The following is a 14018-nucleotide window of genomic DNA, read 5'->3' as shown; positions in this document are numbered from 1 at the left end:
AATATGGAGGAAAGAAAATTTTCACTTAGTGGTGTATTTCAGAAAAGCAAGGAATACATAGATACTCGTTTTAAACTTGTTAAGCTCAAGCTCGTCGAGCGGTCTTCAAGGCTCATTGCCAGCTTGATCGTAGATGTCGTAAAAACCGTATTTACCGTGTTTGTGGTGTTCTTTCTCAGTTTGGCTTTAGGGTTTTACCTGGGGGAGCTTCTAGACAGTAATTCGCTCGGGTTTCTCACTACCGCCGGGATATTTGTGCTGTTGATTGTGCTGGTGTCTCTTTTTGAAAATCCCATTGAACGCTTATTTATGAACCTTTCCATCAAGCGTTTTTTGCAAAAATGGAATGACGAAATAGATGAAGAAAATGATGATAAAGGAAAGCAAGATTAAGAACTTGGCTGATTTGAGGGCGGAAATTTATCGCCTTAAAGCACTCGCCAAGGAGCAGGAGGAGTATCTTAGCGATCAATATCATCTTTTCAACGAAAAGGCTGCTGCTCCTGTCCGATTTGTCAAATCGCTGATTTCGTGGATTCCGGGTACGGCGGCGGTACGCGAATTATTCGCCAAAGGCAAGAAAGAAGAAGACTGGTTAAATAAGGCTTTGCGAATAGGTCTTCCACTTGTGCTCAATCGATTCTTCCTGCGCCGTGCTGGTTTCCTGAAGCGGGCGCTGGTGACTTTGGCTTCACAGCAGGCTGCGGGCGTGTTGAATAAAGACCGGATGAGCAGTCTGATTAATAAGGTAGCTGACTTCGTTCGGCCCTCTAAAAGCAGCAGGAAAACCCGGAGGCATGTCGACTATGGCATCCCTCCCGACAGCGAGACTTATTAGTAACTTCTTTTTTCCCCCATTGCCCAGGGTAGGTATGACAAATTAGCCTATTTTTGCAGCCTATCGGATAACAGATGGGAAAAGACAAATTAAAGAAGTTTGCAGCAATCAATACCTTTGCCAATGTACTGCAATTGGATGAAGGAAAGGTAATGAAAGGTCAATGGGCGGCGAAGCATTTCGGCAACGGGCAGCCTATTGTACTCGAACTGGCGTGCGGAAAAGGTGAGTACACCGTCAACCTAGCGAAGCTCTTTCCAGACAGAAATTTTATCGGTATTGATTACAAGGGCAATCGCATCTGGCGGGGTGCCAAGACGGCCCTGGAAGACAACATCGCCAATGTGGCATTTCTCCGTATCCAGATTGAAACTATACTGGACCACTTTGCCAATGGCGAAGTCTCGGAAATTTGGATTACCTTCCCTGATCCTCAACCACAGAAAAGCCGCGAAAAAAAGCGACTTACCCATCCTGCATTTTTGGAAAAGTACCGGCAGATTATGGAGCCGCGAGGCGTCATGCACCTAAAAACGGATAATGATGGGTTATACGCCTATACGCTTGATAAACTGAACGAACTGGGCCTCAACGTTCACTGGCAAACGGCAGACCTGTACCGTTCTGCTATGGTTGATGAAGTATTATCCATTAAGACCTACTACGAAAAAAAATACCTTGTCACGGGGAAAAACATCAACTACGTGCAGTGGGGATGGCCGTGATTTTTTTATGCTTCCGCTTGCTAATTTTTTCGATGTTGACCGGTTGGGGTACTTTTATGTAATAGCCTGTGCCGTCATATGGCCTTTTCCTCGGGTGCTCCATGCAGGTATCAGAACAGCAGCCTTCCATCTTCCATCCACACGCCTCACATTGGGTGAAGTGCTCGTTGCATTCAGGGTTAGCACAATTGATCATGCGGCTGGTCGTGGTGCCGCAGTTTAGGCATGTGGAGACTACGGTAGGGTTTACCCGATTGACATCGACGGTCACGCGGTTGTCAAACACATAGCATTTGCCTTCAAAATCCTTGCCACCCACTTCCTTGCCGTATTTGATAATCCCTCCATGTAACTGATATACGTCTTTGAATCCTGCTTTCAACAGTAAGGCGGAGGCTTTTTCACACTTAATGCCACCGGTACAATAGGTTAAAATTTTTTTGTTTTTATATTGAGCCAGTTCATTGATTTTATTAGGAAACTCCCTGAAATTTTCGATGTCCAGCGTGACGGCATTTTTGAAACGGCCGACGTTATGTTCATAATTTGAGCGTACATCCAGTACGACCACGTCTTCGCGATCTTTCATCTCCAAAAACGCTTTTGGTTCAAGGTGTTTGCCAGTCTCCTTGGTTGGATCTATCACATTGGGATCGCGTAGCCCTGAGTGCACGATTTCGGATTTGTACCGGCAGTGCATCTTGATAAACGAAGGCTCATCGACCTCATCGATCTTGAAATCGGTTTTGGCAAACCTAGGATCAGCATGCACGGCGGCCATATAAGCTTTGCACGCCTCCGGCGTGCCAGATACCGTACCATTGAGACCTTCATCCGCTACGATGATGCGGCCCACGAGACCCAGTGATTTGCAAAATTCAAGGTGATCCGCGGCAAACTGTTCCGCATTGTCAATGTGGCTGTAGCAATAGTACAGCAGGGTTTGATAGTGTTTCATATGTCCATTGATACCGCTGCAAACGGCGTTTAATGTTTATTCTTCCGGGTGCAAAGGTAGTAAAAATTAGCACTACCCAATGGCCCCATATTGCATGAACGCAAAAAACTAAAAAAATAGTTCGTAGTTTTGCGTTATGAAAACGATCATCCTATTGATATTTCTCTGTCTGACGTCATTTTCACCGGTACAGGGACAGACTAAGATTCTTTCCTTTTCGGCGAGCAAAGCAAACGGGTCGTCATGGTCTGACCTGGATAAGCGGTACAAAAATGCTTTGGATGCCGATTCGGCTCTGGCCGTGTTTAAAACAGCAGAGGAACAGGCGAATCTGATTGAAGCCTATCAGGGTTTTTTGGTAGCGATAAGTAATCACCTAAGCGAACAGGGGGTTAAATGGAAGGGGACCACTCGGATATTCAACAGGTTCTATTTCGACCGAAATGGAAATGTGGAATACTATAGCTATACTTTCTTGTCGAATCCGCCGAACGAAGCGGATGAGCGACAATTCGTGGACGCCATGAGTTCGTTTTTTAAGGCTCATAGGTTCGGGGTCACAGCTGACGTACCTTTTGCTCAGTGCAGCCCGGTCACTTTTCAATGACGGCCATTAAAGGAGCCGAAAAGCCTACCGATAGTCCCTTAAGGGCAGAAAGGAAGGTGGGCTTACATCCTTTTTATGAATGATAATCGCTATGCAGCGATTATTGGGCGCTATTTCAAAGGCGATCCCTTCATCCGTGTCATAAATGGTATAAGGATCGCCCATGGCGTCGTATGTTTCGGTTAGGCGAAGCGGGTATGCTGAAGCGATCTCCTGATGCGTACTGCCAACGTGGATGGATTGCCGCGTTCGGAAGCTTGGGGCCGTAACCCGTACCTGCTGGATGCGCGCCGATTCATCGTTGCCCATATCACGGGAGGTAAAGACCGACAACGGATAGCCTTGTGTCGTATCACCACGCCACACCAATACCGCTTTGCCCATGCCAGCATTGCTAAAATCAGGCTGGCCGAGCCGATTAAGAAGCGAGCTATCGGTGTCACCCAGTGCGATAAGCCCTGCCGATTGGCCGGGTACCAGCAACAAACTGTCGGGAACCGTGGTTTGCTGCGCTGCCAAGGAGTCGGCCTGGCTGTCGTCTGACCGGCTATTCCGCTCGTTGCAGGCGATTAGGGCCATTCCCATCACGAGGGGTATTAATCGTTTCTGAAACCAATACACAATATAATACGTATTAATGCCTACTAAACGTCTACGAAGAAGTTTTGTTTCGCAGTGGGACAAGCAGATATTCCAAGCCGTTCAGCTTGATTTCATACATGGTGGCTAAAAGCATACCCAATTTGCCGTTGGGGAAACCTTTTTGGTGGAACCACACGAGGTAGGCCTCCGGCAGGTTGCAAATCAATACCTCTTTATACTTGCCAAAAGGCATCCTGGTGGTTGTAAGCGCGTGGAGTATTTCTTCTTGTTTCATTATGTGTTCATAAGCTGCCGTCGTTCGGTTTGCCATGACGAGCATAATAAGCCGCAAGGTTAATGGCGATCACGATGTGATTGAAGATATTTGGCAGCAGCCCATAGTGCTTGCTAAAAATCTGGAAACGCTCCCTAAGACTTTGCCAATGCCGCTTTTTGGACATGCCACCCACGAGGTATTTGGCCACAAGGCGACGGGTGTGAGCAATAGTCTTCGCCTTTTTTGCGGCGCAGATTATCCAGTCAATATCGGCACTGAGCTGATAACGCAAATCGTAAGGACCCGTAATGGCGCGGCGGATGTAGATGGCTTGATGACTGACATTCATTCCGTACCGGAAGCTTCGCCAAGTAAAGCGGTCCGGAGCCGCGTGTCTACGCAAGCCGAGCGATTCCCAGCGGGCATCAAACATTTCGGTTTCACCGTAGTAAATATCGGCGTTAGGTGCGGAAGCAAAAACTTGTGCTACGGTATCCGGATCGTAAATTTCGTCGCCCGAATTCATGAACAATACGTAATCTCCGGTCGCCAGTGCTAATCCCTTATTCATCGCATGGTAAATCCCACTATCCGGTTCGCTTATCCATCGCGTAATGTGACCGCTGTACCGCTGAATGATTTCGGTGGTGCCATCGGTAGACGCGCCGTCAATGACGAGGTATTCGATGTGAGGATAAGTTTGGTTGATGACGGATAGCAGCGTGCGTTCAATGCCCCGTACATCGTTATATACGACGGTAATGACCGTAAGTTTGGGCGAAAATGTATTCATCAGGATTCCGGCTGGTTTGCTGGCTTTTGCACAACCAGGATATTGTTATGGAAAAAGTTCATGTTTTTGGGAAGCAGCGCAGACAGCAATAGCCCGCAAAGCGTAAAAGGTGTGATGAAAAGGGGTGTCAAAGCTATCCGAAACATTTTATGCTTGGGGAAGATATGCTGGTAGATATAGGCAATCCACATTTGACAGATGGTGGCCACATAGTTGGTCGTTTTTTGGCTTTCAAGTACGATAAATCCCGATTGCTCGATTAAATGCCGGATGCCGAATGAGGTGTACCTGGCGTAATCGTAGGGAATTTCGTGCTCGTCCCATACAAAGGGCAACGTAACCAACATTCGCCCGCCTGGCTTGAGCACCCGGTGTAATTCGCCAAGAATCTCGGGCAAGTTGAAGATGTGCTCGAAGACCTCGCTGGAAAAAATGCTGTCAAAGTACGCATCGGTAAACGGCAATGTCTTGCCGTCGTAATACACGTCGATTTCTTCGTTTCGGTGATCGTGACCGCTTACTTCAATGTCCGTACCGATGTATTCCGTGACATGAAAGAGCGCTTTGTAAGGCTTGCTCCCACAGCCGAAATCCAGCAGCCTTCCCTGCATGTGGGCGCTGGATTTGGATATCCCCTTATATAGGCCACCCCGGATAATAAAAAAAGGATTAAAAAACAACCCAAACAACGTAGGTTGGAAAAGGGACCGATTATATAGTTTCTTTAACACTGCTGGTAACTCCTTGTATATTTTAGTGATTGAACTGTTCTTTCCAGCGTTGTACCGCATTCGAGTCAAGATATAACTTCACGCTCATTTCTTCGTGTATCTTCTCTTCAAGTAAGTCCATTCGCTGGCGTTCGAGGACATTCAGGCCAATGTCATTGCGCATTTCGATGGCGCGGTTGTCAATACCGATAATGATAGCCTTCCGCTTCTTTTGCAGCGCACGTATGCCGGCGTGCAGCCGCGTGCCCACATACTCGCAGGGCTCACGCTCCAGAAACGCATCAAAGGCCGATAGTTTTGGAGCGATGTAATGGATATCCGATGTCAGGCTTTCGATATACGATTGGTCTTTTGAGCCTTGGATCCACACATGGACTTCCTCGTAATGTTTTTTGAGGATTTCGAGCATCTGCCGGTCCCGCTCCGGATCGCGCATATAGTCGGTGATGGTGGAGACTACTTTATCACGTTTCTTTGGGTTTATCTGCGAACAATGGGGTTCGTTTAGCTCCCACACGGTAGGGCAGCCTGTATTGATCACATTGTGGACGCCCATTTCGTTTAACTTTTGCAACGTATAGCTATCCCGTACGGCATGAAGGTATTTGGTGGAAAACAAGGCTTTATACATGGCCCGCGAATACAGGGAAACAGGCTTTTCCTGATACTGCCACCAGCCTACACCCAACAACACGACCTTGTGCCGCAATACCAGTACATCCTTTAGTCCAACCTTCCATTGGCTTTTGCGTAGCGTGTCGTTTTTCAGTAAGTTGGTACCTCCTACGATACCGGTGTCGTATTTGCGGAGTTTTAGCAAATCTTTTGGATGGATAGCAAAGTGAGTGGGTACGTTGATAACGAAGTCGTTCATAAACAACTCGTCAGCAATCCGGTTTACGGCGTCCATAATGATGTGGTCGCCGAGATTGGTTGTACCTATGGATGTGTCGAAAATGATCTTGGGCATGAGGTATCTTACAGCTTATCGTTTCATTAAACGTTGAATAATCGGGATAAATAGCAACGCTCTCATTATCATGCATCCCTGGCTCCTCGTTTTGGGGACAAAGATAACAAACAGCGCGGTGGATGCATACGCAACCAACGTAGCATAGGCAGCACCAATCATGCCATACTGCGGAATCCACCAGCTATTGAGGAAGATATTGACCAACGCACCAGTTAGTGCCCGAGCGAGGGAAAGCAACGTGTAGCCCTCGGCAATCAGGTATTGGCCACTTGCTACGTTGAGGAATACAAATACGCCGGCCCATACATGGACCGTTAGTACCGGGGCACCGGTGGCATACCCCGGTGCGTAAAAAGTGGAATAAATGATTGGAGCGACAAATGTGATCGTAGCGGCAATCGCAACGCTGATGACGACCATCAACTCATACAGGTGAAGCAACCTTTTCCGGTAACGTACGGGGTCATCCCGCCGGGCATTCATGATGGCAGGAAAAAGGGCCGTGACAATAGCCATTGGAATAAAATACCATCCTTCACTAAGTTGTACTACAGTAGCATATACGCCTAATGCCGCTTCTCCCAGATAGGTGCCCAGCATGAGCTGGTCAATTTTCATGTAGAGGGTGATGAAGATAGCGGAAAACGCCAATGGCCAGGCAAGCCTGAACAGGCAATTGGCTGTAGGACGATCGAACTTCCAATCGGAAATGTTATAGCCTGTCTTCTGGTACATATATACATTTCCGATACTTAGCAGGATAACATCTAATAACAACGCCCAAATGAACCAACCGAGTGATGCCTGAAATAAAATAAACAATAGCTTGAATACTGCAGACATGAGGTTGGCTCCAACTTGCACATACATTATATACTTGCCCTGTGCCCTTGCTTGGAAGTGACAGTCAATGATATTGACCGACTGGAACACACAGATCAAGGAAACAATACCGACGTAACCAACAGGCGCCGCGGGGGGCTCTTGGGCAAAACCGGCAATACAGAAGTAACTTAGATAAATAAGCGGAAGCGCCAACAGGCCGGCGCAAAGACGCAAACGGAAAGCGGTGCCCAGGATAACGTGCTGTCTACCCGGATCTTGCAGCAATTGGCGGGTGACAAAACTGTCCATACCCAGGCTGCTGGCAGCCATGAAAAAAGAAACCAGTACCAAGGGATAATTCAATATGCCATTCTGGTGCGGCCCTAAATAGTTGGGCAACACTACCGCAGTGATGATCATCTTGATGAACAGCGACCCTACGCGGGCTATCATCAGCCAACCGGTATGCTGCAAATACCTGTTAAACGCTTCGGTATCGAAGCCGGGTAGTGCTGGAATTTTCATTAAACGATTTCTACCACCTTGCTAAACCCTGCCAGACTCGGGTGCTTGGGCGCTAAGTCTGTGACCAGGTAGGAGATGGCATTAAGGCTACATACTTTCATCTTTTGTACCGAATTGAGTTTCTCGGCGATACTGAGTATAGCCGTTTTGCTCGAACTCCGTATCATCGCTTTCTTAATCTGTACCGCCTCCCAATCGGAGTCTGTAACCCCGTCTTCTACCGAAAGACCATTGGTGCCCAACAGGCAAAGATCGACACGTATTTCCGATAATTGGTTGATAACTTGGGAACCAATACTGATATTCGTGTTTCTGGAAAGTTTACCGCCGATAAGGATGACATCTGCATGGGTCCGCTCCGCGAGTTCGAGTGCTACGAGCGGACTGATAGTGAAAAACGTACATTGCAGGCTTTCAGGCACAATCCGCGCCAGTTCGAGCATGGTCGTGCCACCGCCTGCCAGCACGGTCATTCCGTTTTTAATCAGGCTAATGGCTTTATGTGCGATTTGTTTTTTGGCATCGCGGGCATATATATTGGTTTCCTGAAACGGGTATTGGAACGACTTAGATAGCGCCCCGCCATATACCTTCAACACCTTGCCATTTTCGGCCAATTCGTTCAAATCGCGCCGGATGGTATCCTCAGAGACATTGAGTTGTACGCTGAGGTCCGAGGACAAGACCTTGTTGTGCAAGTTTATTTGATGGACAATAAAGGCTTGCCGTTCTTCTTTTAACATCGTGTATGCGGTTTATTTTAATCGGTAAAGATAGGATAAATAAAAGAAATTTGTATTATTACCGCATTAAAGCGGCAATAGATCCGATAGCATAATACAATGGCAGAATCATGCGTAGCAATTATTAACGGGACGATATTTACCGGTGAAACGTTCGTCGACGGCAAAGCGCTTTTGATAAAAGGGAGCCGGGTTGAAGGGCTGCTTCCGCCAGACAAGATTCCGCCTGAAGCTGACATTGTTGATGCAATGGGCAATTACGTTGCACCAGGATTCATCGATTTGCAGATATATGGCGGTGGTGGCCGTTTGTTTTCTGCCGAAACTTCAGAAGTTTCCATCACAGACATTGCAAACGCATTGGTGAAATCAGGTACAACGAGTTTTATGATTACCATGGCTACAAATACGATGGCAGTGGTAAACCGAGCGCTGGAGACATTAAGTGAATACCGCCACCCAGCGCTGCTGGGTTTGCATCTCGAAGGACCATACTTGAACGCGTTAAGAAAAGGTGCGCATCCGGAGGCGTATATCCGGGAACCTGATCAATCCGAAATCGCTGGTCTATTAAAAAAGGCAGACGGTTGCCTTCGGATGATGACCATTGCGCCCGAAAAGTTTGATAAGGCTACGGTCGATCTACTGATAGACCATGGGGTGCTGCTATCTGCGGGACATAGCAACGCTTCCTATAGAGAAGCCATGACCGGATTCGGACAAGGTATCCGGGCCGTTACGCATTTATTCAATGCCATGTCTCCGCTCCACCACCGCGACCCGGGCCTTCCAGGAGCGACCTTCCAATCCGATAGTGCCATGGCGAGTATCATTGCTGATGGCATCCATGTGGATTATCAGGTGCTTTCCATTAGCAAAAAACTGCTGGGCAGTCGTCTGTTTCTTATCACAGATGCAGTCGCAGCTGTGAATGAGGGCACATATATCCATGTATTTAAAGGCGATCGGTACACGCTGCCAGACGGTACGTTATCGGGCTCTGCGCTGACAATGATGCAGGCGGTGGCGAATTGTGTGCGCCATGGCGGTATACCTATGGACGAGGCGTTGCGAATGGCCTCATTGTACCCTGCGACATTTATCGGTGCCGATGACCTCGGCCGAATTGCAAATGGAACGGTGGCTGATTTGGTCATCTTTGATAATCATTATACAGTCAGACAGGTCTTTCTGAAAGGGCGGCATCAATGAGAAAGTTAGTTACCTTGCTCTATTTTCAGGTAATTGTCGCTATTATCATCGGTATTCTGATTGGTCATTTTTATCCGTCATTAGGCGTGCAATTAAAGCCGCTCGGCGACGGATTCATCAAGTTGATAAAAATGGTCGTCGCTCCGCTCATCTTCTGTAGCATCGTCTTGGGGATTGCAGGAATGGAGGATGTGAAGAAGATCGGGAAAGTAGGCATGAAGGCCCTATTATATTTTCAGCTTTCGACTATGGTTGCGATGTTGCTCGGCGTGATGGTGATCAATTTGCTGAAGCCGGGTGACGGTATGCATGTGGATGCGAGCTCGTTGGATACCACTGAAGTGGCAGGGTACATAACTCAAAGCAAGGAACAGGGCGGGGTAAAGGACTTTCTGTTGAACATCATTCCGGAAAATGTTTTCGGGGCATTGTCTTCGGGCAATTTGCTACAGGTGCTTTTCTTCGCTGTATTGTTTGGATATGGTCTCTCCAAAATTGGAGCCCGCGCGGAGCCTGCCACCCGCGTCATGCAGTCTTTTCTGGATGGATTGTTTGCCGTTATTAAGATGATCATGCGTGTTGCACCCATTGGCGCGATGGGGGCCATGGGATTTACTATCGGACGATATGGGATCAGCTCGCTTTCATCGTTGGGGATGCTCATGGTTGCCTTTTATTTCACGTGTTTATTATACGTGTTTTTGGCGCTGGGCTTGATTTTAAAGTATTACGGCATCAGTGTGTTTAAATTAGTCCGTTATATTAAGGAAGAACTACTGGTCGTATTGGGAACATCCTCTTCGGAGTCTGTTTTGCCGGCAATTATGCAAAAGCTGGAACGTATGGGATGTTCAAGACCGGTTGTTCGGTTGGCGGTCCCTACCGGGTATTCATTCAATTTGGACGGAACAACCATCTATTTGACGATGGCAGCTATATTCCTTGCTCAGGCATTGGACATGCCCATGAGCTTAGGCGAACAGTTGTTTCTGTTATTTGTCCTGACCATCACATCCAACGGAGCGGCCGGAGTGACGGGCAGCGGGTTTATCATCCTTGCTGCTACGCTGCCTGTGGTGGGGCATATGCCGGTAGAATCCGTTGCGCTTATCTTCGGCATCGACCGCTTCATGAGCGAGGCACGGGCATTGACCAACCTCGTTGGGAATACAGCGGCTACCCTGGTGGTGGCTCGTTGGGAAAACGAGTTGGACATGGAGCAATTGAAGTCCGAGCTGGGCTAAGCTACTCTTCCTCTGTCGGTGGTGATGAATCAACATCGGTAGCCAAACTAGCCAATATGGTGTTTACCTCCTCTTCAGTAGCGGTAAGCTTGGCTTTGCACACACTGATGAGCAGCGTTGCGCGCTTCACTTTCTCGGACAGCTCATCGATGGTGATTTCTCCACGCTCAATTTCGGCTACAATGGTTTGCAGCTCGTTGAATGCATCTGTATAGGTGTATTTTTCGTTACTCATTTGCTGATGGGTTAATTTGGATGACGACACTGCTGAGGCTTCCTGATGCTAGATGTGTTTCCAACGTATCGCCGTCTCGGATGTTTTCGGTGTGCTTCACCGCACGGCCGTTGATTCGGGTGATGCTATATCCTCGGTTTAGGACCTGCTGCGGATCCAATAGCTGCACGGATTTCTGCATGGCGGCTAGGTTAAACTTGTTGTTTTTGAGTGTGGCTAAACTCGTTGACAGCAACGCTTGCTGCGGATAAAGCAAGGCCTGGTTTTCGTGCCGTAGACGGCTAACGCTTGCCATATCCAATCGCATGGCGTGGTACTCAAGGGCCCTATGCTGCTGATTTAATAAGTGTACGCTATGCAAACGGAAATGGTGGATACAATTCATCAGGTTGCTTTTCTGTGTCGCGAACAATTTGGCCGCAGCCTGTTCGATGGCGTCTTGCGCATGGGAAACGGGTACGGCAAAGTTGTGGAACCGCTGGATGAGAAAATCAGCCAGTTCACTTGGGGTAATCGCATTTTGATAAGCCACCATTTCGCTCACTGTCTGGTTGGTGGAGTGCCCAATGCCCGTAAGTACAGGGATGGGAAACCGGGCGATGGCGGAAGCGAGCAAGTAGTTGTTGTAGCTGGAAAGCCCTACATCCCCGCCGCCCCCACGGATGATGGCGACAACATCATATTCTTCCACATGCTCGGCGATGCGCACCAATTGGTTGATAATGGAAGGAACCGCTTTGTCGCCCTGCAATAATGCTGGAAAAAGGGTTTGCTCAAAGCGATAACCCCAGGAATTCCCATTTAAGATTTTCACGAAGTCGGCATACCCCTTGCTGGTTTCGACCGAGATGACGGCCAATCGTTTCGGGATGGGTGGAAAAGGAAGCTGTTTGTTGGCATAGAAAAGCTCTTCGTGTCTGAGCCGCTGGATATTCTCCTGTTTTTCGCGTTCGAGCTCGCCCAACGCGTACGCGGGGTCAATGTCCAGAATACGCAGACTAAGGCCATATAACGGATCATAGGAGATTGTTGCCTGAAATAAAATGGTAATACCGTTTTTCAAGGGCTCCTTTGCAATTTCGATAAACCGTTCGTTGATGCGTTTGTAATCGCCATTCCAGAGTACGGAACGCATTTCTGCGATCACTTTGCCGTCTTTTTTTTCGACTAATTCCGGATAACAATGGCCAGAATGGCTATAATGATTGAGCTTGTTCATCTCTGCCTTTATCCAATAGACGCTTTTATAACGTTCGGCGATGGTCTTTTGGATGCTGCGGGCCACCTCCACAAGGGAAAAGACTGTTTTGTCGGGTAGTTTCTCAGGCATGATCAAAGATAAGGGTTTTCTATAAAATCATTACTTTTGTATCATGAAATTACCTATCATAGCCTATGGCGACCCGGTTTTGAAGCGAAAGGGAGTAGCGATTGAAAAGGATTATCCCGATTTGCAGCAGTTGATAGCCAATATGTTTGAGACCATGTATGCAGCACATGGCGTGGGGTTGGCTGCACCGCAGATAGGTCTTTCCATTCGCGTGTTTGTGATCGATGCGAGTCCGTTTGTAGATGATGACCCAACGCTTAAAGATTTTAAGAAGGTCTTTATCAATGCGGAGTTGCTCGATGAGCATGGCGAGAAATGGGCATTCAACGAAGGGTGCTTGAGCATTCCTGAAATCCGGGAGGATGTAAATAGATACCCTGATATACGTATCCGCTACGTTGATGAAAATTGGGTGGAGCACGAAGAAAATTTTACAGGGCTGGCTGCGCGCATTATCCAGCACGAGTATGACCATATTGAAGGTAAGCTGTTTACTGAGAAGCTGAGCCCCCTGCGGAAAGCCATGATTAAAAGCAAGCTGGAGGCAATTTCAAGAGGGCAGGTGGATGTGGATTACAAAATGAAGTTTCCCGCATTAAAGAAAAAACGTTGATACCGCTGATGTTATCCGCCGACAATGGGTAACGTCAATTGATATCTTACAGCAATAACCCGAATGACGGAGACTAGGCTTGCGCTAAGAAAAGCATTGAGGTTATAATTGACTCCGCCCATGTCGAGCAGTACAAATAAGATAGCTCCCGATAGGCAAGCCGTGGCATAGATTTCTTTACGGAGAATTAGCGGGGTCTCGTTTAATAAGGTGTCCCGGATCACGCCACCCATCACAGCAGAAAACATGCCTAATACGACAGCGGCAATGCCGCTCGCCTCAAATAGCAATGATTTTTGCACGCCGACTACGGTGAAGAAGCCAATTCCTAACGCGTCAAATAGAAAGAGTGTCCTTGCTAATTTGTCCAGTACTTTCTTGAACAAGACGGCGATTAATACGCCGGCCAGTATCGCTATCAGGTAGTTGCCGTCGTCTACCCATACAGGCCGTAGATTAAGAAAGATATCGCGAAGGCTGCCACCACCGATAGCGGTGACAAAACCGGTGAATGCGGCCCCAAATATGTCGATGCCATGTCTTGACGCAGCCATGGCCCCGGAAATAGCGAATACCATGGCGCCGAGTAAGTCGATGTAGTAAATTAGTTCCAAACCCCATGCGTTTGCTTGTAAAAATACAATAAATTCGAATTATTCCATTCGGTATGTGGGGTCGGGCTCGTGAAAGGTATGGCAAGCCCAGCGTGACGGTGTCGGTAGTTTAAATTTTTCTTGCTGATTTATAGTGACTAACGTTTTTTTTGCCATTTATTTCATCTTATAGTTTGGAAATTGACGATAAGGG

The 14018-nt window shown here is 47.7% G+C and carries 18 protein-coding genes; 7 read left to right on the top strand and 11 right to left on the bottom strand.

Annotated elements, in window-relative coordinates:
- Positions 1-3 precede the first annotated feature (3 nt).
- The 3 genes from JHJ32_RS11050 (at position 4) to trmB (ending at position 1563) form a co-directional block, all read left to right on the top strand.
- Entirely contained in the window at positions 4-393 is a 390-nt protein-coding gene (locus JHJ32_RS11050) for a hypothetical protein (protein WP_079717232.1), read from the top strand.
- Entirely contained in the window at positions 368-838 is a 471-nt protein-coding gene (locus JHJ32_RS11045) for a hypothetical protein (RefSeq protein WP_233632604.1), read from the top strand. The genes JHJ32_RS11050 and JHJ32_RS11045 overlap by 26 nt, the downstream gene beginning before the upstream one ends.
- Before the next feature lie 74 nt (positions 839-912).
- Positions 913-1563 (top strand): tRNA (guanosine(46)-N7)-methyltransferase TrmB, encoded by a 651-nt coding sequence (trmB, locus tag JHJ32_RS11040; protein WP_200121006.1) that lies wholly within the window; start codon positions 913-915, stop codon positions 1561-1563.
- Here the strand turns inward: trmB and JHJ32_RS11035 are convergent.
- A complete protein-coding gene (locus tag JHJ32_RS11035; protein WP_079717235.1) occupies positions 1535-2521 on the bottom strand; it encodes a rhodanese-related sulfurtransferase in 987 nt (328 codons plus the stop codon). The two genes, trmB and JHJ32_RS11035, sit on opposite strands and share 29 nt — an antisense overlap.
- A gap of 136 nt (positions 2522-2657) precedes the next feature.
- Here JHJ32_RS11035 and JHJ32_RS11030 point away from each other — a divergent pair, with 136 nt between their 5' ends.
- On the top strand, positions 2658-3128 hold the full coding sequence (locus JHJ32_RS11030) for a hypothetical protein (RefSeq protein WP_079717236.1): 471 nt from the start codon (positions 2658-2660) through the stop codon (positions 3126-3128).
- A gap of 24 nt (positions 3129-3152) precedes the next feature.
- On the opposite strand, the gene JHJ32_RS11025 is transcribed toward JHJ32_RS11030, so the two are convergent.
- The 7 genes from JHJ32_RS11025 to JHJ32_RS10995 form a co-directional block, all read right to left on the bottom strand.
- The gene (locus JHJ32_RS11025) at positions 3153-3713 is read right to left on the bottom strand and encodes a hypothetical protein (protein ID WP_200121005.1); all 561 of its coding nucleotides are present in this window, start codon (positions 3711-3713) and stop codon (positions 3153-3155) included.
- 67 nt (positions 3714-3780) lie between these two features.
- Entirely contained in the window at positions 3781-4005 is a 225-nt protein-coding gene (locus JHJ32_RS11020; RefSeq protein WP_200121004.1) for a DUF3820 family protein, read from the bottom strand.
- Between the two features lie 7 nt (positions 4006-4012).
- Entirely contained in the window at positions 4013-4780 is a 768-nt protein-coding gene (locus JHJ32_RS11015) for a glycosyltransferase family 2 protein (protein ID WP_200121003.1), read from the bottom strand.
- Positions 4780-5511, bottom strand: a complete 732-nt coding sequence (locus tag JHJ32_RS11010) for a class I SAM-dependent methyltransferase (RefSeq protein WP_176146191.1) — start codon at positions 5509-5511, stop codon at positions 4780-4782. Before JHJ32_RS11010 ends, JHJ32_RS11015 begins: the two co-directional genes overlap by 1 nt.
- 22 nt (positions 5512-5533) lie before the next feature.
- Positions 5534-6481: a polysaccharide pyruvyl transferase family protein gene (locus JHJ32_RS11005; RefSeq protein ID WP_200121002.1), complete on the bottom strand. Its 948-nt coding sequence runs from the start codon at positions 6479-6481 to the stop codon at positions 5534-5536.
- 15 nt (positions 6482-6496) lie between these two features.
- Positions 6497-7834 (bottom strand): flippase, encoded by a 1338-nt coding sequence (locus JHJ32_RS11000; protein ID WP_200121001.1) that lies wholly within the window; start codon positions 7832-7834, stop codon positions 6497-6499.
- On the bottom strand, positions 7834-8577 hold the full coding sequence (locus JHJ32_RS10995) for a DeoR/GlpR family DNA-binding transcription regulator (RefSeq protein WP_079717242.1): 744 nt from the start codon (positions 8575-8577) through the stop codon (positions 7834-7836). Before JHJ32_RS10995 ends, JHJ32_RS11000 begins: the two co-directional genes overlap by 1 nt.
- A gap of 99 nt (positions 8578-8676) precedes the next feature.
- Between JHJ32_RS10995 and nagA the strand changes: the two genes are divergently transcribed.
- Both nagA and dctA read left to right on the top strand, forming a co-directional pair.
- Positions 8677-9789 carry an N-acetylglucosamine-6-phosphate deacetylase gene (nagA, locus tag JHJ32_RS10990; RefSeq protein WP_079717243.1) on the top strand — a complete coding sequence of 371 codons (1113 nt, stop codon included), beginning with the start codon at positions 8677-8679 and terminating at the stop codon, positions 9787-9789.
- A complete protein-coding gene (gene dctA / locus JHJ32_RS10985; protein WP_079717244.1) occupies positions 9786-11033 on the top strand; it encodes a C4-dicarboxylate transporter DctA in 1248 nt (415 codons plus the stop codon). Before nagA ends, dctA begins: the two co-directional genes overlap by 4 nt.
- Position 11034: 1 nt before the next feature.
- Here dctA and xseB read toward each other — a convergent pair whose 3' ends face one another.
- Together xseB and xseA are read right to left on the bottom strand one after the other, a co-directional pair.
- Positions 11035-11268 (bottom strand): exodeoxyribonuclease VII small subunit, encoded by a 234-nt coding sequence (xseB, locus tag JHJ32_RS10980; protein WP_079717245.1) that lies wholly within the window; start codon positions 11266-11268, stop codon positions 11035-11037.
- Positions 11261-12598, bottom strand: a complete 1338-nt coding sequence (gene xseA / locus JHJ32_RS10975; RefSeq protein WP_079717246.1) for an exodeoxyribonuclease VII large subunit — start codon at positions 12596-12598, stop codon at positions 11261-11263. The genes xseB and xseA overlap by 8 nt, the downstream gene beginning before the upstream one ends.
- A gap of 43 nt (positions 12599-12641) precedes the next feature.
- On the opposite strand from xseA, the gene def reads away from it, so the two are divergent.
- Entirely contained in the window at positions 12642-13211 is a 570-nt protein-coding gene (def, locus tag JHJ32_RS10970; RefSeq protein ID WP_200121000.1) for a peptide deformylase, read from the top strand.
- Positions 13212-13222: 11 nt separating this feature from the next.
- Here def and JHJ32_RS10965 read toward each other — a convergent pair whose 3' ends face one another.
- Positions 13223-13825 carry a trimeric intracellular cation channel family protein gene (locus tag JHJ32_RS10965; RefSeq protein WP_200120999.1) on the bottom strand — a complete coding sequence of 201 codons (603 nt, stop codon included), beginning with the start codon at positions 13823-13825 and terminating at the stop codon, positions 13223-13225.
- Positions 13826-14018: the final 193 nt, after the last annotated feature.

The sequence above is a fragment of the Parapedobacter sp. ISTM3 genome (assembly GCF_016533505.1).
In the GTDB taxonomy this organism is placed as follows: Bacteria; Bacteroidota; Bacteroidia; order Sphingobacteriales; family Sphingobacteriaceae; genus Parapedobacter; species Parapedobacter luteus.
The sequence above is the reverse complement of the archived record's forward strand: the minus strand, read 5'-3'. Positions and strand labels throughout refer to the sequence as shown.